General features: G+C 70.5%; 17 protein-coding genes. 5 read left to right on the plus strand and 12 right to left on the minus strand.

The annotated features are described in order from the left end of the window. Window positions 1–38 precede the first annotated feature (38 nt). The 5 genes from M8C17_RS05335 to M8C17_RS05355 all read right to left on the minus strand — a co-directional run bounded on the left by M8C17_RS05335 (window position 39) and on the right by M8C17_RS05355 (window position 4,483). A complete protein-coding gene (locus M8C17_RS05335; protein ID WP_252415251.1) occupies window positions 39–875 on the minus strand; it encodes an aldo/keto reductase in 837 nt (278 codons plus the stop codon). A gap of 72 nt (window positions 876–947) precedes the next feature. Next, window positions 948–2,783, minus strand: coding sequence for a DUF2075 domain-containing protein (locus tag M8C17_RS05340; protein WP_252415252.1), 1,836 nt, complete (start codon window positions 2,781–2,783; stop codon window positions 948–950). A gap of 209 nt (window positions 2,784–2,992) precedes the next feature. Beyond that, on the minus strand, window positions 2,993–3,328 hold the full coding sequence (locus tag M8C17_RS05345; protein WP_252415253.1) for a nucleotide pyrophosphohydrolase: 336 nt from the start codon (window positions 3,326–3,328) through the stop codon (window positions 2,993–2,995). Window positions 3,329–3,393: 65 nt separating this feature from the next. Then, entirely contained in the window at window positions 3,394–3,600 is a 207-nt protein-coding gene (locus M8C17_RS05350) for a DUF397 domain-containing protein (RefSeq protein ID WP_252415254.1), read from the minus strand. Next, a complete protein-coding gene (locus M8C17_RS05355; protein ID WP_252415255.1) occupies window positions 3,593–4,483 on the minus strand; it encodes a helix-turn-helix transcriptional regulator in 891 nt (296 codons plus the stop codon). The genes M8C17_RS05350 and M8C17_RS05355 overlap by 8 nt, the downstream gene beginning before the upstream one ends. A gap of 191 nt (window positions 4,484–4,674) precedes the next feature. On the opposite strand from M8C17_RS05355, the gene M8C17_RS05360 reads away from it, so the two are divergent. Together M8C17_RS05360 and M8C17_RS05365 are read left to right on the plus strand one after the other, a co-directional pair. After that, the gene (locus M8C17_RS05360) at window positions 4,675–4,977 is read left to right on the plus strand and encodes a DivIVA domain-containing protein (protein ID WP_252415256.1); all 303 of its coding nucleotides are present in this window, start codon (window positions 4,675–4,677) and stop codon (window positions 4,975–4,977) included. Further along, window positions 4,974–5,225: a hypothetical protein gene (locus tag M8C17_RS05365; RefSeq protein ID WP_252415257.1), complete on the plus strand. Its 252-nt coding sequence runs from the start codon at window positions 4,974–4,976 to the stop codon at window positions 5,223–5,225. Before M8C17_RS05360 ends, M8C17_RS05365 begins: the two co-directional genes overlap by 4 nt. Window positions 5,226–5,309: 84 nt before the next feature. Here the strand turns inward: M8C17_RS05365 and M8C17_RS05370 are convergent, their stop codons facing one another. From M8C17_RS05370 to M8C17_RS05395, 6 genes are all read right to left on the minus strand, one after another. Beyond that, window positions 5,310–7,658, minus strand: coding sequence for a glycosyl hydrolase (locus M8C17_RS05370; RefSeq protein WP_252415258.1), 2,349 nt, complete (start codon window positions 7,656–7,658; stop codon window positions 5,310–5,312). A 177-nt stretch (window positions 7,659–7,835) separates the two neighbouring features. Further along, a complete protein-coding gene (locus M8C17_RS05375; RefSeq protein WP_252415259.1) occupies window positions 7,836–8,303 on the minus strand; it encodes a hypothetical protein in 468 nt (155 codons plus the stop codon). An 18-nt stretch (window positions 8,304–8,321) separates the two neighbouring features. After that, window positions 8,322–9,203 (minus strand): carbohydrate ABC transporter permease, encoded by an 882-nt coding sequence (locus M8C17_RS05380; RefSeq protein WP_252415260.1) that lies wholly within the window; start codon window positions 9,201–9,203, stop codon window positions 8,322–8,324. Beyond that, window positions 9,200–10,210 carry an ABC transporter ATP-binding protein gene (locus M8C17_RS05385; protein ID WP_252415261.1) on the minus strand — a complete coding sequence of 337 codons (1,011 nt, stop codon included), beginning with the start codon at window positions 10,208–10,210 and terminating at the stop codon, window positions 9,200–9,202. Before M8C17_RS05385 ends, M8C17_RS05380 begins: the two co-directional genes overlap by 4 nt. Beyond that, window positions 10,203–11,504 carry an extracellular solute-binding protein gene (locus tag M8C17_RS05390; protein WP_252415262.1) on the minus strand — a complete coding sequence of 434 codons (1,302 nt, stop codon included), beginning with the start codon at window positions 11,502–11,504 and terminating at the stop codon, window positions 10,203–10,205. The genes M8C17_RS05385 and M8C17_RS05390 overlap by 8 nt, the downstream gene beginning before the upstream one ends. Beyond that, window positions 11,501–12,334 carry a carbohydrate ABC transporter permease gene (locus tag M8C17_RS05395; protein ID WP_252415263.1) on the minus strand — a complete coding sequence of 278 codons (834 nt, stop codon included), beginning with the start codon at window positions 12,332–12,334 and terminating at the stop codon, window positions 11,501–11,503. The genes M8C17_RS05390 and M8C17_RS05395 overlap by 4 nt, the downstream gene beginning before the upstream one ends. A gap of 376 nt (window positions 12,335–12,710) precedes the next feature. Between M8C17_RS05395 and M8C17_RS05400 the strand changes: the two genes are divergently transcribed. Continuing rightward, window positions 12,711–14,624 carry a Xaa-Pro dipeptidyl-peptidase gene (locus M8C17_RS05400; RefSeq protein WP_252415264.1) on the plus strand — a complete coding sequence of 638 codons (1,914 nt, stop codon included), beginning with the start codon at window positions 12,711–12,713 and terminating at the stop codon, window positions 14,622–14,624. Between the two features lie 42 nt (window positions 14,625–14,666). Here M8C17_RS05400 and M8C17_RS05405 read toward each other — a convergent pair whose 3' ends face one another. Further along, entirely contained in the window at window positions 14,667–15,896 is a 1,230-nt protein-coding gene (locus M8C17_RS05405; RefSeq protein WP_252415265.1) for a CdaR family transcriptional regulator, read from the minus strand. A 194-nt stretch (window positions 15,897–16,090) separates the two neighbouring features. Here M8C17_RS05405 and M8C17_RS05410 point away from each other — a divergent pair, with 194 nt between their 5' ends. After that, window positions 16,091–17,077 carry a LuxR C-terminal-related transcriptional regulator gene (locus M8C17_RS05410; RefSeq protein WP_252415266.1) on the plus strand — a complete coding sequence of 329 codons (987 nt, stop codon included), beginning with the start codon at window positions 16,091–16,093 and terminating at the stop codon, window positions 17,075–17,077. A gap of 112 nt (window positions 17,078–17,189) precedes the next feature. Further along, the gene (locus tag M8C17_RS05415; protein ID WP_252415267.1) at window positions 17,190–18,980 is read left to right on the plus strand and encodes an alpha/beta hydrolase; all 1,791 of its coding nucleotides are present in this window, start codon (window positions 17,190–17,192) and stop codon (window positions 18,978–18,980) included. Window positions 18,981–19,017 lie beyond the last annotated feature (37 nt).

Raw genomic sequence — 19,017 nt, forward strand, 5'->3', positions numbered from 1 at the left:
GCTCGTCACGGCGTCCGCTCTTCAGGACGTCGGGGCGGTTAGAACTCCTCGTACACCGCCGGGTCCTGGTCCGCGAGGCGCCCGTCCGGGCGGCCCAGCGCGGTGATGGCCTCGACCTCCGCGTCGGTGAGCTTGACGCCGAAGACGTCCAGGTTCTCGACCTGCCGCTGCGGGGAGGCGGCCTTGGGCAGCGGGATCACCTGGCGGGCCACGTGCCAGGCGAGGATGGCCTGCGCCGGGCTGATGCCGTGGGCGGTCGCGATCTCCACTACGACCGGGTGCTGCTGCAGGTCGTTGCCACGGCCGAGCGGGCTCCAGCCCTGCACGAGGATCCCGTGCTCCCGGTGATAGTCGATCGCCTCCTGCTGCGGGAAGTACGGATGTACCTCCATCTGGTTGACCACCGGAGCGACGCCGGTCTCGGCCACTAGCCGGTCGATGTGCTCGGGCAGGAAGTTGGAGAGGCCGATGTGCCTGACCAGGCCACGCTCGCGGGCCTCGATCAGTGCCCGCCACGCCTGCACGTACAGGTCGACCTTCGGGTTCGGCCAGTGGATCAGGTACAGGTCGACCCGGTCGAGGCCGGTGCGGAACAAGCTCTCCTCGATGGTGGTCAGCGCCTCGTCGAAGCGGTGGTGCCGTCCCGGCAGCTTCGAGGTGACGACCAGCTCGTCCCGTACGTCGCCCGCCGAGCGGGCAGCCCGGCCCACCGCGCCCTCGTTCTCGTAGTTCACCGCCGAGTCGAGCAACCGGTAGCCCGCCCGGATCGCCTGACCGATCGCGTCGACACCCGCCGAGCCGTTCAGCCGGTACGTGCCGAGCCCGATCGCCGGCAACGCGGTGCCGTCGGCGGCCGTCAGGTAGGGAATTGCCATGGTTGAGCTGCCTTTCGTCGACCGTGACTGGACCCTACCGGCACGAGCCGCGTGCTGAGCCCAACCGGTCGATCAGCCGAGGTCGCTCTCGCCGGCCGGCTCGTACACCGTCTCGACCGGCCGGATCACCTTGACCAGCGAAGCGAGGTACTCCCGCGTCTCGGGATCGGTGGAGTAGACGATCGTGCCCTGCATCCCTCGGGTCAGCAGGACCTTGTAGGTGTTGCGGATCAGCAGATCCGCTTCGGCGTCGCTGACCGTCTTACGGCTGCGGAACGCCGGGTCCTTCGACTCCTCACGTCGCGTCACCAGACGGCCTTCCCGAGCCACCAGGTCCGGCCCCATGATGACGCCCGACCAGTCGTACTCGAAGCCCTGGGCCGTATAGACGCAGCCCACCTGGCCGAAACCGTTCGGATCGGTGGCCCAGAACGCGCTTCCTGGTGCCTCGCCGACACTGCGCTCGCTCTTGACGTTCCACGGTCGGGACCAGCCGCCGACCCGTACATCCGGCACCAGGCTGTCGTCCGGGCGCGGGTCGCTCCAGGGCCAGCAGTACCCGGCGGACATTCGGGCGGTCACGCCGGCCGCCTGCTTCCTGGCGAGAAAGGCTTCCAACTCCTCCGGCGACTCCGCGAGACGCAGGTCGACCCTCCCGTCACCGGCCCAGACCGACGGCTCGTCGTCATCGAGACCGAGTAGATCAACGACCCACCGCTCGTACGCCTCACTGCCGCCGCAGCGGAACTGGCTGTGCAGCGACACCACCTCGACATCGAGGTTGAGCTGCTTCGCGTACGACGAGATGACCTCGACGTTGCCCAACTCGCCTGGCTTCACCACCTGGTGCTCGTCGAGCAGGAAGACCGGCACTCGGGCGGCGGCGATCAGCTCGTCGATCTGCGAACGCGCTTTGTCCCGCTTGGCCTTCGAGGTGAACCGGTTGACGGAGGTCTCCCGGATGCGGTGCGCCTCGTCGCAGATCAGCACGTCCAGACCGTTGCGCTCAGCCGACATGAAGCTGTTGAAGTAGCCGAACAGGCTCTTCAACCGGGTCGAGCCCTTGCCGGCGTACCGGCGCAACGTCTGGGTGAACGACCGTGAGCCCGTGGCGTGCATGACGGCACGGTTCTGGCGTGCCAACTCGCCAAGCACCGACAGCGCGATCACGCTCTTGCCGCTGCCCGGTCCGCCCGACACGACAACGACCGACTTGCGGTCCGCGGATCGGGCTCGCTCCACGGCGTGCAGCACCAGCTCGTACGCGACGCGCTGCTGATCGAGCAACGTGAAGTGCGACCGATCCTTCAACTCCTGCGCGGCGTACCTCAGTAGGTGGCGGCTGGGCCGAACAGAGCTGGCGAGGAAGCGGTCAGCGGCGCCAGCGCCTGACGTCGGGGCGAGATGGGCGCGCAGGTAGTCGAGGAACTGGCCCCGCCGCTGCTTGGTGAAGATCCGGCTCTGCTCGGTCGCCGGGCGATCGAACAGGTCACTGATGTCGCGGTCGACCGCATTGTGCAGGTACGCCGCCCCGCGCACCGGATTCTGGTGCCCAGCGAGGATGCCGAGAAAGTCCGTCAGATACTCGCAGTACAGCTCAACCTGGACGCCGGGATGCAGCCGCGGGCCGTGCGCGTGTTGCACTGCCACAAGGGTGTCAGAACCCTCGTAGGACTCGGCGTAGGACCACTGCTTCAGCTCCACGACCACGTATGAATCGTCGGACGTCCTAGGGTCCACGCCGGCGAGCACCACGTCGACCCGCTTGCTGGTCAGCGGCAACTGGTACTCGACCAGCATCTCAACCTGGCCCAGGCCCGCGTCGGCGAGATCCTGCCCCAGCACCTCAAGGCTGCGCGACCAGGCACGGCGCTCCGCCGGGCTCACGTTGCGACCGATCTGCTCCACGATCCGATCGGCGAGCGTGCCGCCGCTAACCAGGCGCAGCAGACCATCGGCGGACGTGCGAAACGCTGACAACACTTGCCCCCGGGCAGCACGAAGTGATCGTGCGCATGGGGGGCGTGTCCGGCAGCCGCCGGAAGCCCGTCGTGACGCGCTCCTACGTCATGGACTGTAGCGAAGAGATCAACTCAGCGCCACGCTGGCGTTGTGGGCTACCGCTTCGCCGCCGAGCCGCGAGCCTGGTCTGCCGGGTAGCGGAGGGCTGAATCCTCCAGCTTGGTCAGAGCTGCTTCCACCAGGTCGACGCCGAGTACGTCGGCTAGCCGAGTCAGGTAGATCATCACGTCGCCGATCTCGGCCTTCACCCGGGCACCGGCGTCGCGGTCGGACATGACCGTCGCGGACTGCTCAGGTGTCAGCCACTGGAACTCGGCGATCAGCTCGCCGACCTCACCGGCGAGGGCCATGGCGAGATTCTTGGGCGTGTGGAACTGCTGCCAGTCCCGCTCCTCAGCGAACGCCCGCACGCGGCCCGTCAAATCATCCATGCCAGGGAGCATCGCAGGTGCTGCGTGTCCGCACGCAGCGGCGACGCCGGTCGGATGTGGTTCCCTCAGATGCGGGGGAGACCCGGACGCTTCACGGCGGCTGCGAACAATAGCCAGGTGCCCGGTTCGAAGCGGAGTACCGGCCCCTCAGTGCTCTTGGAGTCGCGTACGGCGACAACGCCGGGAAGGTTGGTGGCGACCTCGACACAGTTGCCGCCGTTGCCGCCGCTGCGGGTGCTCTTGCGCCAAACGGCGCCGGTCAGATCAGTCATGTCGCATCTCCGCTATGACGGTCTTGATCATGTCCGCCGATTGTGCCTCATCGAGAGCAAGCCGCTCCAGACCGCGCCACACGCAGCGGTAGGAAGCCAACTCGTCTGGCTTGTCGAGGTAGAGCGCGCCGGTCAACGATTCGCTGTACGCCACCGACGGCTCTGGCGCGGTTCGCCCACCGTTGGTCGCCGGGAAGTCGAGGATCACGAACGAGCCCGCGACCGCGCCAGGGTGTGGACCGGCGGCGAAGGGCAGCACCCGCACGGACACATTCGGCATCTCTCCGGCATCCAGGAGACGAGTGAGCTGCTCGACCATGACGCCCCGGCTGCCGACAGCCCGACGCAGCACTGCCTCTGAGAGCACGGCATCCAGCCGGGGCGGCTGCGGCAGCCGCCGAGTCAGCAACCCCTGCCGTTGTAGCCGCACCTCCACCGACCGTTCGCGATCCTCTTCACCGATAGACGGTTGGTCCAGTCGAGCGAGGCCGAGGGCATACTCCCGTGTCTGCAACAGGCCAGGGATCAGCGTTTCCTCGTACTCCCGTAGGTGAGCGGCGGCGGACTCCAGCCCCACGTACAGCTCGAACCAGTTCGGCACCGCATCCCCGTACGCGTGCCACCACCCCTTCGACTTCGTCTCGGCGGCGAGCCCGCGCATCGCCTCGGTCATCTCGGGCGACACCCCGTACAGCTCGCACATCGCCTTGACGTCGAGCACCCGGACCGAGCCCATGCCGCACTCGAGGCGCCAGATCTTCTGCCGGCTGTACTCGAGGGCCTCGGCGGCGGCGTCGAGCGTCACCCCGGCCTCGTTGCGGAACTGTCGCAGCAGCCGGCCGAGTTGCCGGCGCGGCACGGTCGATCCGATGTCGTCGGGCATCCGCACACTCCCTGGTTGCATCACGCAACACTGCGTGACCTGCTCCTGCAACTCCTACGGATTCCAACAAAGAAAGTCAATGCACAACAGCGAAATCGCGGTATAGAACGTTGCGTTTCCACTGCGGACTGTCGCAGGCTGATCACAGCACGAACACCCCTCGCCCCTCCGCATCAGGAAGGCAGGCAGACATGAACGCCAGAAACCAACGACCAGGGCCGCCGAGCGCTGGTACCACGTATCGCTCCACCGCGTACACCAGTCTGCTGCCGTGGCAGGTGCGCGAGCGCCGCTTCGCGCCGACCGGACTCGGGCGTCGCGGTCTGAACCCCGACGACGTGTACGCCTTCCTCGACCGGGTCGCCGTCGACATGGCCGCCGTCTACGCCGCTCTCGCGGATAGCCGTCGCGAGACCGCCCGGATCAAGGCCGGGCTGCGTCGCTGGCAGACCGACCAGGCGCGCGCCCGCAACGAGCGGGACCAGCTTCAATGAGCCAGCGGTACGTCATCCACCTGCCCGTCGTCGCCACCGACCTGCCCGCCGCGCAACGCCTGGCCCGGGTCATCGGCCGGTGGATGCTGGTGCAGCCGATGGCCGACCCCGGGGAGACCACCGTCTCCGAGGAGGACCAGCAGTTCCTCCGCCACCGGGTCTTCTGCGACCTGCGGCTTCCTGGCGGCCGGCGCTGCCTCCTCCGCGACGGCCACGACGGCGCCTGCGCCCGCCGGCTGCGCAGATGACCGTTGCGCCTGAACGGGCAGGCCACCTCCCGGGTCCGGGAGGTGGCCTGCGAGCCGCGTCAGATGCGACGTACTACCGGTTGATCAGCCCGCTCGGCAGGAGGCGAGTACGCCGACCACGCCGACACCGGTCGGCTTGAGCGGCAGCTTGGTCGACGCCGCCGGGCAGCGGGGCACGGCCAGGTCGTAGACGCCCCGACCGAAGGTCGCCGCGGTGAGCTGCCGGCTCGGCTCGTGGTAACGCAGGTACATGACGGCCGCCTGCGGCAGGTTGGTGCCCAGCGCCGCCCACTCGCCACCGTTCCACGCCGACATGAACACCCCGACGTCGGTGCCGACCAGCAGCAGGCCGTCGGCGGTCGGGACGACGAAGTTCACCGGCGCGTCCGGCAGGCCACGGCCGATGTTGCTCCAGGTACGGCCGCCGTCGCGGGTCATCATCACGTGCGACCGGTCGCTACCGGAGCGGAAGGCGGAGAAGGTGGCGTACGCGATGTTCTTGTCGGCGGGGTTCACCGCCACCCGGGTGACCCAGGTGCCGGGCAGTTGCCCCGGGTTGACCTGCTGCCAGTTCTGCCCGAGGTCGTCGGTCCACCACAGCCGCCCGTCGTCGGTGCCGACGTAGAGCTTGTTGCCGTCGGTGGGCGCGGCGGCGACGGTGGTGATCGTGCCCCACGGGTAGCCGTTCGGGTCGTTGGGGCCGCCGCCGGTGAGGTCCGGGCTGATCGGCGCCCAGGTGCGACCGTTGTCCGTCGAGCGGTTGAGAATGTTCCCGGCGTAGTACATGACGTTCGGGTCGCTCGGGTCGAACTGCAGCGGGGTCAGCCAGTTGCGCCGCTCCGAGGTCGTCTGGCCGGTGCCGATGGTCTGGCGGGGGGTGCCGCCGGAGTTCTCCGACCGGTAGCAGGAGCCGTACTGGCTGCACCCGAAGACGATGTTCGGGGCTTCCGGGTGGATGACCACCTGGAGGCCGTCACCGCAGCCGATGGCGTTCCATGGGCCGCCGACGCCGTTGTAGCCGCGGTTGCAGCCGTTGTCCTGCGCGCCACCGACCTTCAGCACCGGATCGGTCTGCGCGACGTCCACCGTGTAGAACTGGGTGTACGGCTCGTAGGTCGCCTTGACCCAGCCGCTCGCGCCGTTCGCCTCGGATCGGTAGAGGCCGCCGTCGTTGCCCAGGTAGACCCGGCCGGGCACCTTCGGGTCCCAACGCATCGCGTGCTGGTCGGCGTGCACGCCGCTGACCGACGAGAAGCTCTGCGCGCCGTTGGTCGAGCGCATCAGGTTGACCCCGGTGAGGAAGACGTGATCGGCGTTGCCGGGATCGACGAAGAGCTTGCCGAACCACCAGCTGAACGTGGACTGGGATGCCTGACCGGCGGTGACCGGGGTCTGCGTCCAGGTGTCGCCGCCGTCGTCGGAGCGGTAGAAGGCGCGGAACGGGCCGAGTGCGGTGCCGACGTACGCGTACAGCCGCTGGGGGTTGTCCGGGGCGACCGCGATGCCCCAGCGGCCCTGGTCGGCGTCGGTGGGCAGGCCGTTGGTCATCCGCGACCAGGTGCGGCCGGCGTCGTCGGAGCGCCAGAGGCTGGAGCCGGGCCCGCCGTAGGTGCGCTGGTGTGGTTCGCGCAGGTGGTCCCACATGGCCGCGTACATGCGGCGCGGGTTGCTCGGGTCGATGACGACCTCGGTGGCGCCGGTGGTGGCGTTCGGCGGTGCGAGCACCTGCCTCCAGCTGGTCCCACCGTTCTCCGAGAGGTAGACGCCGCGCTGGCCACCCGGTACGAAGAGGTTGCCGCTGGCGGCGGCGAAGATCCGGTCCTCGTTGCTCGGGTCGATGGCGAAGCGGCCGATGGCGTGGCTGTCCTTCAGGCCGACGTGCCGCCAGGTTTTGCCCCGGTCCTTCGAGCGGTAGATGCCGTCGCCGCCGAAGGTGATCGAGCCGCCACCCGGCTGGGCCTCGCCGGTGCCGGCGAAGAGGACGCCGTCGCTGGTCATCGCGACCGCGCCCATGCTCTGCGTCCAGTCGTCCGGCCAGGCCGTCTCGAACGTGGCGCCGGCGTCGTCGGACTTCCAGACGCCGCCGGAGGCGGCGGCGATGAAGATCTGGTCGGAAACCTGCGGGTCGACGGCGATGTCCACGACCCGGCCGCCGATGTTGCTCGGCCCGAAGAAGTTCCACTTCCGCTGCGCCAGGTCGCGGTAGAGGAGGCGGGTGCGCAGGTTGAGATCGTGGGCCTCGCCGCGAGCCTTCGCGTACTTGGCCACCGAGAGGTCCCGGCTGCCGTCGCTCATCCGCTGGGCGGTCATCCACTCGTCGGGGATTTCCATCGGGCCGGTGGGCGAGTTGGTGGCCAGCGACTCCTGCACCGGCCGGGGCGCGGACGAGGCGGTCAGAGCGAGCGCGACGACCAGCCCCAGGCTCGTTGTCATCGCGAGGCCGCGGTACCTTCGGGCGAGCGTGAGTCTCATGCAGTCTCCCTGTCCACGCGCCATGGCGACCGAAAAGTGGTCCAGTGCGCACGCTAGACAGTGGAGTGACCGACGTCACCGAGCATCTGTCGCGATTCGACCTGCCTGATTAGGACATCTGTCGAGCCGGTCCGGTGGTCAGTTGCTCTGGAACTCGGGCAGGCCGGCCTCGTCCGAGTCCGGCCCGACCACCGCGGTCAGCGTCGTTCCGTCCGCGCAGAGCGCCGTGGCCCGCAGATACGTCCGCCGTTCCTGCGCCCGCATCAGTACCTCGGCCTCGAACACCTCGTCCTCGGCGCGCAGCAGGTCGATGTCGCCACGGCTCTCGTAGTGGGCGCGGACGTCCAGCGGGGTCATCCGGATGGTGGCCGCGACCGTGGTCAGGGCGCCCTGCTCGACCACCGAGGTGACCCGCGCGCCGTCGGGCAGCAGCAGGCCGGTGACCCGGGCGTCCACCTCGGCGTCGGCGTCAAGCGGCACCCGGTCACAGCTGGGCAGGTTCGCGAGCATCCCCGCTCCCCGGTCGGTGGGCCGCGCGGCGTCCGTGCCGCCGCAGGCGACGAGCAACGGAACCGTGACGACGACGGCGAACATCCGGAGTCTCACCGCAGCAGGATGTCACGCTCAGCGCAGCACCCGCCAGCGTCGCACCATCAGCAGCAGCGCGGTGATGATGACCCCGGTGACCACCATGAGGACGCTCGTGATCATGGCTCCGTAGGCGAAGCCGGAGAACTCGAAGACCTGGTCGAAGATGTAGACCGGCAGGTAGAGCGTGGCGTTCGCGGGCCGGCCGTCGGTGAGGACGTACGCCGGCACGAAGTTGACCTGCAGGGTGAGGATCGTGTCGCGGACGGCGAGCAGCACCAGCACCGGCGCGAGCAGCGGCAGCGTGAGCCGGCGCAACTGGCCGATCGGGCCGCAGCCCTCCAGCGCCGCCGCCTCGTACAGCCGGCCGTCGAGCATCCGGCGGGCGGCGAGCACGACGATGAAACCCTCACCGATCGGGAACGCGAGCATCAGCGCCACGGCCACCCGTGCGGAGCCGGGCTCGGCGAGCCAGTTCATGCCCGGGTGGCCGACGAGCCCGAGCAGTTGGTTGAGCGGGCCGTAGAGCGGGTTGAGCACCCACAGGAAGAGCACCGCCAGGGCCACGTCGGGTACGACGGTCGGCAGGTAGACCGCGACCCGGAACCAGCGGCCGCCGGGGCGGGGCGCGGCGAGCAGCAGCCCGAGCCCGATGGCGGCCAGCAACCGCAGCGGTACGGCCAGCGCCACGTGGATCGCGGAGGCTCGGACGCTGTCGACGAGGAAGTCGTCGGCGAGCAGCCGGCGGACGTTGGCGAGGCCCGTGAAGCGCGGGTCCCGGGTCAGCCCGGTGTGGTCGGTGAACGCGTAGCCGAGGTTGAGCAGGGCGGGCAGCGCGATCAGCAGCGCGACCGCCACCGCGTACGGCGCGAGGAACGCCCACGCGGTCAGCGGCCGGCTGGTCCGGCCGGTGCTCACCGGCGACGCCCGGTGTCGGCGTCGAAGCGGTGGATCCGGCCCGGGTCGGCGCGCAGTCGCACCTGGTCGCCCGGCCACACACCTGGGCGGGGGCCGGTGCGGACGGTCAACCGAGTGCCGTCGTCGCAGCGGGTCAGCAGGATGGCCTCGCTGCCGAGCGCCTCGACCGCCTCGACGGTCGTCGCCACCGGTCCGTCGGGGTCGAGCCGCAGGTCCTCCGGGCGTACGCCGAGGGTCAGGTCGGTGCCACCGCCCAGCACGCCGCCACCGGGCACCAGGTTCATCGGCGGGCTGCCCAGGAAGCCGGCCACGAAGGTGTCCGCGGGTTCGTCGTACACCTGCTGCGGCGGGCCGATCTGGCGGACCCGACCGTGGTCGAGGACGACGACCCGGTCGCCGAGCGTCATCGCCTCGGCCTGGTCGTGGGTGACGTGGATGGTGGTGGTGCCCAGCTCCCGGTGCAGGGTGAGCAGGTCGGCGCGGGTGGCGAAGCGCAGCGGCGCGTCCAGGCTGGCCAGCGGCTCGTCGAGCAGATAGACGGTCGGCTCGCGCAGCAGCGCGCGGGCGAGGGCGATGCGCTGGCGCTGCCCGCCGGAGGTCTCGTCGGGGTAGCGGTCGAGCAGGTCCGCGATGCCGAGCCGGTCGGCCGCCGCCCGGGCCCGATCTTCGGCCTCCGCGCGCCGGACGCGGCGGACCCGCAGCCCGAACAGCAGGTTGCCGCGGACGGTGAGGTGGGGGTAGAGCGCGTAGTCCTGGAAGACCATCGCCACCGCGCGGCGGTGCGGCGGCACCCGGGCCACGTCCTGCCCGTCGACGACGACGCGACCACGGTCCGGCCGGTCCAGGCCGGCGATCAGCCGCAGGATCGTCGACTTGCCGGAGCCGGACGGGCCGACCAGGGTGACCATCTCGCCGGCGCGCACCGCCAGGTCGACGCCGTCGAGGGCGACGACCTTCCCGTACGACTTGGTCAGCGATTCGAGCCGGATCACGCCCTGCTCAGCCACCGGCGCCCACCGGAAGCGCGAAGAGCGGCCGGAGCTTCTCCTCCAGTTGTCGCAGCCCCTCCTCGCGTCCGATCCGGCCGTAGAAGACCTCCTCGAGCAGGCCGCCGGCCTCGCGCTCCACCCGGGACCACGTGCCGGTGCGCGGGGTGGCGCGCAGATGCGGCTCGGCGTCGAGGTAGACCCGCGACGACCGAGGCGGCTTCTGCGGGTCGAGGAATTCGGGGGAGTTGGCCACGTCGAGCCGGGACGGCACCGTGCGGCCCGACCCGGCGAGGATCCGCTGGCCCTGCCCGCCCATCGCGAACTCGATGAACCGCCAGGCCTGGTCGTGGTCGGGCAGGCCGGCGCTCATGCAGTAGGCGTCGCTGTGCAGGATCGAGGCGGGTACGCCGCCCGGCGCGATCGGCAGTGGCGCCGCGTCCCAGGTGAAGCCGTCGATCGTGCGCAGCGTCGGCACGGCGACCCGGCTGTTGAGGTACATGCCGAGCGTGCCGCGCAGGAACCGGGCCTCACTCGACTCGCTCTGCTCCTCGGCGTCCGGGGGCACGACGTGGTGCTTCAGTTGCAGGTCGAGGAACCAGTCGACGGCGGCGCGGGTGGCCGGGTCGCCGGTGAGGGTCAGGGTGGTCGGCTTGTCCGGGTGGTCGACCAGCTCACCCCGGTTGGACCAGACGAACGGGGCGAGCCGCGGCAGGGACGGCTCCACGCCCACGCCGTACTTCCCGTCGCCGGTCAGGGCCCGCCCGGCGGCCAGGAAGTCGTCCCAGGTCCAGCCGGCCTTCGGCAGTGGCACGCCGGCCGCCGCGAACAGGTCGGCGTTGTAGTAGACGACCAGGGACGACATGTTCTGCGGCAGGCAGGTCAACGTCTTGCCGTCGAACCGGAAGGCGTCCAGTGCCCGGGGGGAGAAGTCACTCTCGTTCAGCGCCTCGCTGCGGTCGAGGTACGCCTGCGCCGGCTCGATTGCCTGCTGGGCGGCGAACTGGCCGTAGCGGCGGTAGTTGAGCAGGAACACGTCGGGTGGCTGCCCGCCGGCGAACGAGGTGGTCAGCCGGGCCATCAGGTCGTCCTGGGTGGCGACGGGGGAGAGGTTGACGGGCACGTCCGGGTGGGTTTGCTCGAAGGCGGCGACCAGGCTGCGGTAGCCGGCGATCTCCTCAGCGTCGCCGAAGAGCACGACCGTGATCCCTGGCCGGTCGGCCGCGCGGTCGCCGGCGCCGCAGCCGGCCGCGTAGCCGAGCAGCAGCGCGGCGGTGATCAGTGCACCCCATCGTCGAGCGCGGAACGTGCTCACCTACGACCTCCAGATCTCAGTGCCGCCAGCGGATCGTCGTTGAGCAGGATTCGCTGGGCGAGCAGGAACACCACCACGCACGGCGCTGTCGCGACAACGCAGGCGGCCATCAGCAGCGGCCAGTCCGTCGGGTTCAGCAGCCGCAGGAACTGCAGGCCGAGCGGGTAGGTGTAGCGGTCACCGCTCTGCAGGTAGAGCAGCGGGTCGATCAGGTTGGACCAGTGCAGCGTGAAGGCGAGCACGCCGACGGCCAGCGTCGCCGGCCGCACCTGCGGCAGCGCCACCCGGCGCCAGATCGTCAACCAGCCGGCGCCCTCCAGCCGGGCCGCCCCGAGCTGGGTGTCCGGCACGCCGCCGAAGCTCCACGCGTAGAGCAGCACCAGGAAGGGGCTGCCGGCGAGCAGCGCCGGGGCCAGCAACGGGACGTACGTGTCGACCACGCCGGCCAGCCGGAACAGCTCGAACCGGGTGGCCCACACCGCGGTGACCGGCACCATGAGCACCGCCAGCAGGCCCAGGACCGCCCGGCGGCGGGCCACCGGCGTCAACAGCCGTAGCCCGAAGCCGGTCAGTGAGGCGACGACGACGGTCAGCGGCACGGCGACCGCGACGACCAGCGCCGAGTTGGCCAGGTACCGGAACAGCGGGATCAGCTCAGGCAGCCGGGCGTACGCGGCCATGGTCGGCTCGGGCGGGAGTACCTCGAAGGTCCGGGGCGGCGGCAGGCCGGCGGGTCGTAGGGAGCCGACCACCATGAACCACAGTGGTGCGGCGAAGAGCGCCGCGAACGCCGCCGGCACCAGGAACCGCCCGATGAACCGCGGGATCACGGCTGGGCCCGAGAACCGCACATCCCGCCCTTCCCGTCGCCCGTCAACCGGTTGGCGCGCTCGTCTCCGATGCCGCCGATGGGCTCCGCCGGTGACGCTGGGTGACGGTCGGGTCGACCGGCGGAGGTGGTGCGGCGAACCTATGGCCGGGCGGCCGGGACGTCATCGGGCACCTGTTGGAATCACCCGCCGTCGCGTCCTACGCCTGTCGAGATGCGACAGACGTAGGACCGGACGGCGATCACCTCCCGCATCTGTCCGATGACCATCCGTGAATCGGTTTCTAGGGTGCGAGGCAACTGCCGCACCGCCGGCACGTCGTCCTCACCCGGGACGACCGGGACCACGGCCGGTGCCGGAGATGGGGAGGAGCACGATGCGAACCACAAGGAGCTGGTGGCGAGCGTCGGTGGTGGTCGTTGCGACCATCGCCGTCGGCCTGCCGGCGGCAACCGCGACGGCGAACCCGACGGCGGGCCTGGTCAGGCCCGTCATTCAGCACGGAGTCACCCAGCCGGTGTTCGGGTATGCCGACGCGATCCGCGAGCGGGTATTCGTCACCTCCGACGTCGACACCGATGGCGACGGCGCCCGCGACGTCGTGGCGATGGACATCATCCGGCCCAAGGCCAGCCAGGCCGGTCTGCGGGTGCCGGTGATCATGGACGCCAGCCCCTACTACTCCACCGTGTGCCGGGGCAACGAGAGCGAGTGCAAGGCTGACGTCGACGGCGACGGCCTCAACGACCAGTGGCCGCTCTTCTACGACAACTACTTCGTCCCGCGCGGCTACGCGGTGGTCCTGCTCGACATGATCGGCACCAACAACTCGACCGGCTGTCCGGTCACCGGTGGTCGCGCCGACAACATCAGCGCGCCGACCGCGATCGACTGGCTCAACGGTCGTCGGGCCGGCACCGACGCGGCCGGCACGCGGGTCGTCGCCGACTGGCACAACGGCAGGACCGGCATGATCGGCAAGTCGTACGACGGGACGCTGGCCAACGCGGCCGCCGCCAGCGGCGTGCGCGGGCTCACCACCATCGTGCCGATCTCGGCGATCTCCAGCTGGTACGACTACTCGCGCAGCAACGGCCTGGTCACCCGGGCGAACAACTACTCCGGCAGCCTCTCCAACACGGTCACCAACCCGGAGCGGCGGGAGCACTGTGCGCCGGTGCGGACCCAGCTCGGCGTCGACAGCGACGACGTCACCGGCGACTACAACGCCTTCTGGGCCGAGCGGGACTACGTCCCGCACGCGGACCGGGTGCGAGCGAGCGTGTTCGTCGTCCACGGCATCAACGACAACAACGTCCGCGCGGACCACTTCAGCAAGTGGTGGGACGCGCTGGCCGAGGAGAACGTCCCCCGCAAGCTCTGGCTGACCGGCACGGGTCACATCGACCCGTTCGACTTCCGACGGGGCGAGTGGGTGGACACCCTGCACCGGTGGTTCGACTTCTGGCTGCACGGGGTGCAGAACGGCATCATGGCCGAGCCGATGGCCGACATCGAGCGGGCTCCGGACGTCTGGGAGACCCACCGCACCTGGCCGGTCCCGGCCGCCCGGAGCACCCAGGTGTTCCTGCGCCCCGGCGACGAGGGGGCGGCCGGCGGGCTGTCGGTCCGCCCGCAGCCGGGTAAGGCGTCCCGGACGTTCCAGGACACCCCGTCGATGAGCCAGACCAACGCCATCCGGCACCCGTCGGACCCGGCGGCGAACACGGAGAACCGGTTGGTCTTCCTCTCCCAGCCGCTGCGTCGGCCGCTGCACATCTCCGGCACCCCGATCGTGAAGATCAACGCATCGGTGAACGGCGAGGACACCAGCTTCGCCGGCCTGCTGGTCGACTACGGCACCCGGCCGCGGTTCAGCACCTCCGGCGACGGCATCCGGACGCTGACCACCGAGGACTGCTGGGGTGACTCGGCCACCTGGGGCGGACGCGCCGAGGACGCCTGCTACCGGCAGACCGAGAAGACCGTCGCCACCGATCCGCAGGAGCTGGTGACCAAGGGCATCCTGGACGGCCTCAACCTCAAGTCGCCGTCCGTGACGACGCCGCTGGTGCCGGGCAGGAAGAACTCCGTCGACGTGCCGCTGCTCCCCGAGGACTACGTCTTCGGGGCCGGCAACCAGGTCGGCGTGGTGCTGCTCGGCTCGTACTCCGGCTACAGCAGCCGGGCGAAGCAGAACCAGGCCGACATCACCGTCCACTTCGACCGCAGCCGGATCGAGCTACCGATCGTCGGTGGCCGCTCGGCGGCCGTGGCCGCGGGCCTGTAGGCGGGGACCCGGTGGGCGGGACGCTAGCCCCGCCCACCGGTGTCACTCCTGCGGTCGGTACGCGCCGGTCAACCGGCCCAGCTTCAGCGCCAGGTGCAGACAGAGCCGCTCGTTTCCGTTCTTCAGATCGGTGTCGGCCAGCTCCTCGATCCGCTGCAGCCGGTAGTAGAGCGTGGTGCGGTGCAGGCGTAGCTGCTCGGCCGTGGCGTGCGCGTTGCCGGCCAGATCCAGATAGCGCTCCAGGGTCTGCAGCAACACCGGGTTCGGCTGCTCCCGCAGCAACCGTTCAAGCCCGGGGTGCACGTCGGCGATGTCCAGGTTCCGACCCTCCATCCGCGACAGCACCCGGTAGATGCCCAGCCCAGCCCACGACACCACCGGGCCGAGCGCCGGCAACCGCACGCCCACCCGGGCCGACTGCAGCGCCTCCCCGTACGACGCGATCGCCTCGGTCAGCCGGGGCCGCGGCTGACCGACCCCGACCACGACGCGCTCCACCGAGCCGAGCCCGCGGGTCGCCTGCCGCAGGTTGTCGTCGAGCAGCTTCGCGACGACCTCGGGGGAGTGACGCCCGGCACCGCGCTCGCCGCAGAGCAGCAGCACCCCGTGGTCGTCGCGGATCAGGTGCAGCGCCTCCCGGGTGCCGATCCACCGCCGGGTGGTGACCAGCGCCTGCTCCAGCGCCAGCCGGGCAACCTCGTCGGGCGGCTCGCCGTGCGGCGGCACCATCTGCGCGACAAGCGCGGTGGCCGGCCCGTCCCCGGCGATCAGGCCGGTCTCGCGCAGGGTGCGCAGCGACTGGTCCCGGCTGACGTCGCTGTCGGAGAGCAGGGTCCGCGCCGCCTCGGTTTCCCGTTGGGACGCCAGCTCACCGAGGAGGTTCTCCCGGTACAGCGCCAGCGACAGCTCGCTCATCAGGCCGGTGGCGGTGATGTCCGCGTCGGCCATCGTGCCGTCCGGGTCGATGAACCACACGAACCCGAGCAGCAGGTCCTGGTGACGGATCGGGACACAGACCCGAGGCAGCAGGTCGAGCTCTCGCGACGCCTGCGTGCGCACCACGGTACGGGCGTCCATGATGCCGAGGTCCCGGAACCACGCCATCACCTCCGGGGTGTTCTGCCGGCGCAGGATGGACGCCTTGCGCACGTCGTCCATCAACCCGGTGTGCTCGCTGTAGACCACCACCCGCTGACGCCGGTCCTCGATCAGCGCCGGGCGGCCCGTGTACGCGGCGAGTGCGTCGACGAGGCGTTGCAGCTCCCCTTGCATGAGATCGGCCCGTCACCTCCTCACTGGGTCGTCACCACAGCAGTACCCCGAGTGGGCTGCCCGACTCTCCCGGCGACCCGGTGCCCACCGCGCCACAGAACGATCATGCTGGGCTAGGCCGGCCTTCACAACCGTCTATCGGGCCGTAGCCGGCGCTTTCGGCCGTCCGCCCGGGCGCTTGTACGATCGCCGGCATGCCGACCGACCCCTCCGGCGCACCCCCAGCCCCTGGGCTGGGATCGCTCCCACTCGCGTCGGGCGTCGCGGACGTCTACCGCGAGCTGCTGACGGTCGCCCCGGTACCGCAGCGGGAGTTCCTGTCCACCGCGCCACCGCAGGCCACCCGGGCACTCGCCGGGCTTGTCAAGAGCGGGGCGGTGCACCGCGACGCCGCCGGTGTCCTGCACGTCCGCCCGCCGCGCACCGCGCTGGAGAGCTGGGCGGCGCAGCGGGAGATGGAGGCCGCCCGGGCCCGCGCCACGGCGGAGACACTGTCGGGGCTGTACACCGCGGTTCACGGCACGGGGGCGGCGTTCGTCGAGGTCATCGAGGGTAAGCAGGCCGCCCGGGAGCTGTTCCGCCAGTTGCAGGCCGGCGCCCGCACGCAGGTACGGGGGCTGGAGCGCGGGCCGTACCTGCGCGACACCACACGGGTGCCGGAGGAGGTCCAGTACGACGCGCTGCGGCGCGGCCTGCGCTACCGTTGCGTCTACGAGGGGGAGTTGCTGCACGACGAGGCGATGCTGGCCGCGGTGCGCGCCGCCGTCGCGGCGGGCGAGCAGGCCCGCGTCTTCCCCGAACTTCCGCTGAAGATGATGCTGACCGACGCCGACCGTGGCCTCATCATCCTGCCGCGCGGCAGTGGGGACGACGCCGACGCGGTGCTCGTGCACCGGTCCCGCCTGTTGGACGGGCTCTCGGAGCTGTTCGAGGTGTTCTGGCGGCTCGGTGCGCCGATCCACGCCACCGCCGACGCCGCCCAGCCCGACGACGAGCCTTCCGCCGAAACACAGCGGCTGCTCGCGCTGCTCACCGCGGGCCTCACCGACGAGTCCATCGCTCGCGACCTCGGCGTCAGCAAACGCACCGTGCACCGTCGGGTCAGCCGGTTGCAGGAGCTGCTCGGCGCGCGCAGCCGGTTCCAGCTCGGCGTGCAGGCCAGCCGACGTGGCTGGTTGTGACTGGCGAGATCACGCCATGGCCGGTCTTCGTCAGGGCGGCATCGAAGCACCGAAACACTCCTGGGCCAGGGTGGAGGCCATTCGATCATCTGCTCCATGAGAGGACGGGACGATGCCTCACCCCTCGACCGGGCTGCGCCGCGCGCGCCGCCCGGCCGCCATCCTCGCCACGGCCCTGGCCGCTGCCGTCCTGAGCAGCGGTACGGCCCTGTTCCCGGCTGCTGCTGCCACGGCTGCCGCCGCCACGGCTGCCGAGCCCGACACCGCCGCCCTGGCCGGCGCCCTCACCGCCCAGCGGCCGACCTGGGAGCCGTGCGGGCTGCCTGACACCAGCGCCGAGGACGAAGCGCAACTGCGGCTGTCCTGCGCGACGGTGACTGTGCCGCGCGACTGGCACAACCCCGGTGACGGCAGGACGATCCAGGTCCGCATCAGCCGTACCGTCGCCTCCGGCGAGGACCGCAAGGGTGTCCTGCTGGTCAACCCGGGTGGCCCGGGCGGCAGTGGCCTGTCGCTGGCACCGTACGTGGCACTCTCGGCGCCCGAGCTCGCCGAGCATTACGACGTGATCGGCTTCGACCCGCGCGGCGTCGGGCAGAGCACGCCGCTGCTCTGCACGGTCACCTACCGGGACACCGACGTGACCAACGACCTGATCACCCGGGCCAATGTGGCCGGTTGCCGCAACACCGAGCTGACGAAGTACATCACCACCGAGCAGACCGCGTACGACATGGACTTCATCCGGGTGCTGCTGGGTGAGCGGAAGCTGAACTATCTCGGCTACTCGTACGGAACCTGGCTGGGCACCTGGTACGCCGCCACGTTCGGAAGCCGCACCGGCCGGATGGTGCTCGACTCGGTGGCCGCGGTCGGCTCGCCGACGCTGCAGGAGACCTGGGACCTGCAGCCGTTCACCCGTGACCGGGCGTTCCAGGAGCAGCTTCTGCCGTACATGGCCCGGCACGACGACCTGTACGGTCGGGGCACCGACCCGATGGCGATCCGCCAGATGTTCGAGCGGGCCGGCGGCACCCGGGTCGGGATGGGGCCATTCATGTTCGGCTGGTTCATCCTCGGCGCCCTCTACGACACGCAGAACTACCCGACCGCGGCGGCGGCGGTCAACACGGTGATCCAGTACTACGAGGAGTGGAACGGCTGGACGCCGGAGCAGATCCTCGCGGCGGCCACCACGAAGCTGCTCGCCGCGCCGGGGATCACCGCCGACGACCGGGCGTACATCCAGCGGTCGCGGGTCAACGCCGAGGCGGCGTTGAAGGCCCAGCGTGACCAGGCCACCCTGGCCCAGGGTGCGGGTGAGTACACGTACGACATCGACTACGTCTTCGAGGTGATCCGCTGCCAGGACGGGCAGTGGAACGACAGCGTCGCGTACTGGAACGCCTTCAGCCGGCGACTGACCCGCGACGCCCCGCTGGTGGCCCCGTACCTGCAGAACCCACCGGCCTGTGCGTACTGGCCGACGAGCAACCAGATGCCGACGTTCGACCGGAAGACGTTCCCCAAGGTGCTGATGCTGCAGGACGAACTCGACGTCGCGACGGCGTACGAGGGCGCGCTGACGGCGTCGAAGAAGCTTCCCGGCGCGTCGATGATCAGCGTCGACAACGAGGGTAGCCACGGGGTCTTCCCGTACTACACGACGTGTGTGGACGACCCGGTGTACGCCTACCTGCTGGACGGCCGCCTTCCCTCCGAGACGTACACCGGATGCCAGGCGGTGCCGCTGCCGGGTGAGACGGCGGTGTTCGAGGTGGGTGGCAAGCTGACCGGCAAGGGGACGGTGCGGACCCAATTGGTCAGCGACGACATGCGGGCGGCGAACCGCATGCTCAAGCGGATGCTGCGTACCGAGCCGGGGCCCTCGTACCCGGAGTGATGGCCCTCGGGTGCGGGCGGCGACCTGCCGCCCGCAC

Origin of the sequence: Micromonospora sp. RHAY321 (assembly GCF_023896955.1) — a bacterium.
GTDB lineage: Bacteria > Actinomycetota > Actinomycetes > Mycobacteriales > Micromonosporaceae > Micromonospora.

Excerpts from the sequence above, each read along its gene's own strand:
- M8C17_RS05335 (WP_252415251.1), bottom strand. The coding sequence starts at position 875 with ATGGCAATTCCCTACCTGACGGCCGCCGACGGCACCGCGTTGCCGGCG.
- M8C17_RS05345 (WP_252415253.1), bottom strand. The coding sequence starts at position 3,328 with ATGGATGATTTGACGGGCCGCGTGCGGGCGTTCGCTGAGGAGCGGGAC.
- M8C17_RS05350 (WP_252415254.1), bottom strand. The coding sequence starts at position 3,600 with ATGACTGATCTGACCGGCGCCGTTTGGCGCAAGAGCACCCGCAGCGGC.
- M8C17_RS05355 (WP_252415255.1), bottom strand. The coding sequence starts at position 4,483 with ATGCCCGACGACATCGGATCGACCGTGCCGCGCCGGCAACTCGGCCGG.
- M8C17_RS05360 (WP_252415256.1), top strand. The coding sequence starts at position 4,675 with ATGAACGCCAGAAACCAACGACCAGGGCCGCCGAGCGCTGGTACCACG.
- M8C17_RS05365 (WP_252415257.1), top strand. The coding sequence starts at position 4,974 with ATGAGCCAGCGGTACGTCATCCACCTGCCCGTCGTCGCCACCGACCTG.
- M8C17_RS05370 (WP_252415258.1), bottom strand. The coding sequence starts at position 7,658 with ATGACAACGAGCCTGGGGCTGGTCGTCGCGCTCGCTCTGACCGCCTCG.
- M8C17_RS05400 (WP_252415264.1), top strand. The coding sequence starts at position 12,711 with ATGCGAACCACAAGGAGCTGGTGGCGAGCGTCGGTGGTGGTCGTTGCG.
- M8C17_RS05405 (WP_252415265.1), bottom strand. The coding sequence starts at position 15,896 with ATGCAAGGGGAGCTGCAACGCCTCGTCGACGCACTCGCCGCGTACACG.
- M8C17_RS05410 (WP_252415266.1), top strand. The coding sequence starts at position 16,091 with ATGCCGACCGACCCCTCCGGCGCACCCCCAGCCCCTGGGCTGGGATCG.
- M8C17_RS05415 (WP_252415267.1), top strand. The coding sequence starts at position 17,190 with ATGCCTCACCCCTCGACCGGGCTGCGCCGCGCGCGCCGCCCGGCCGCC.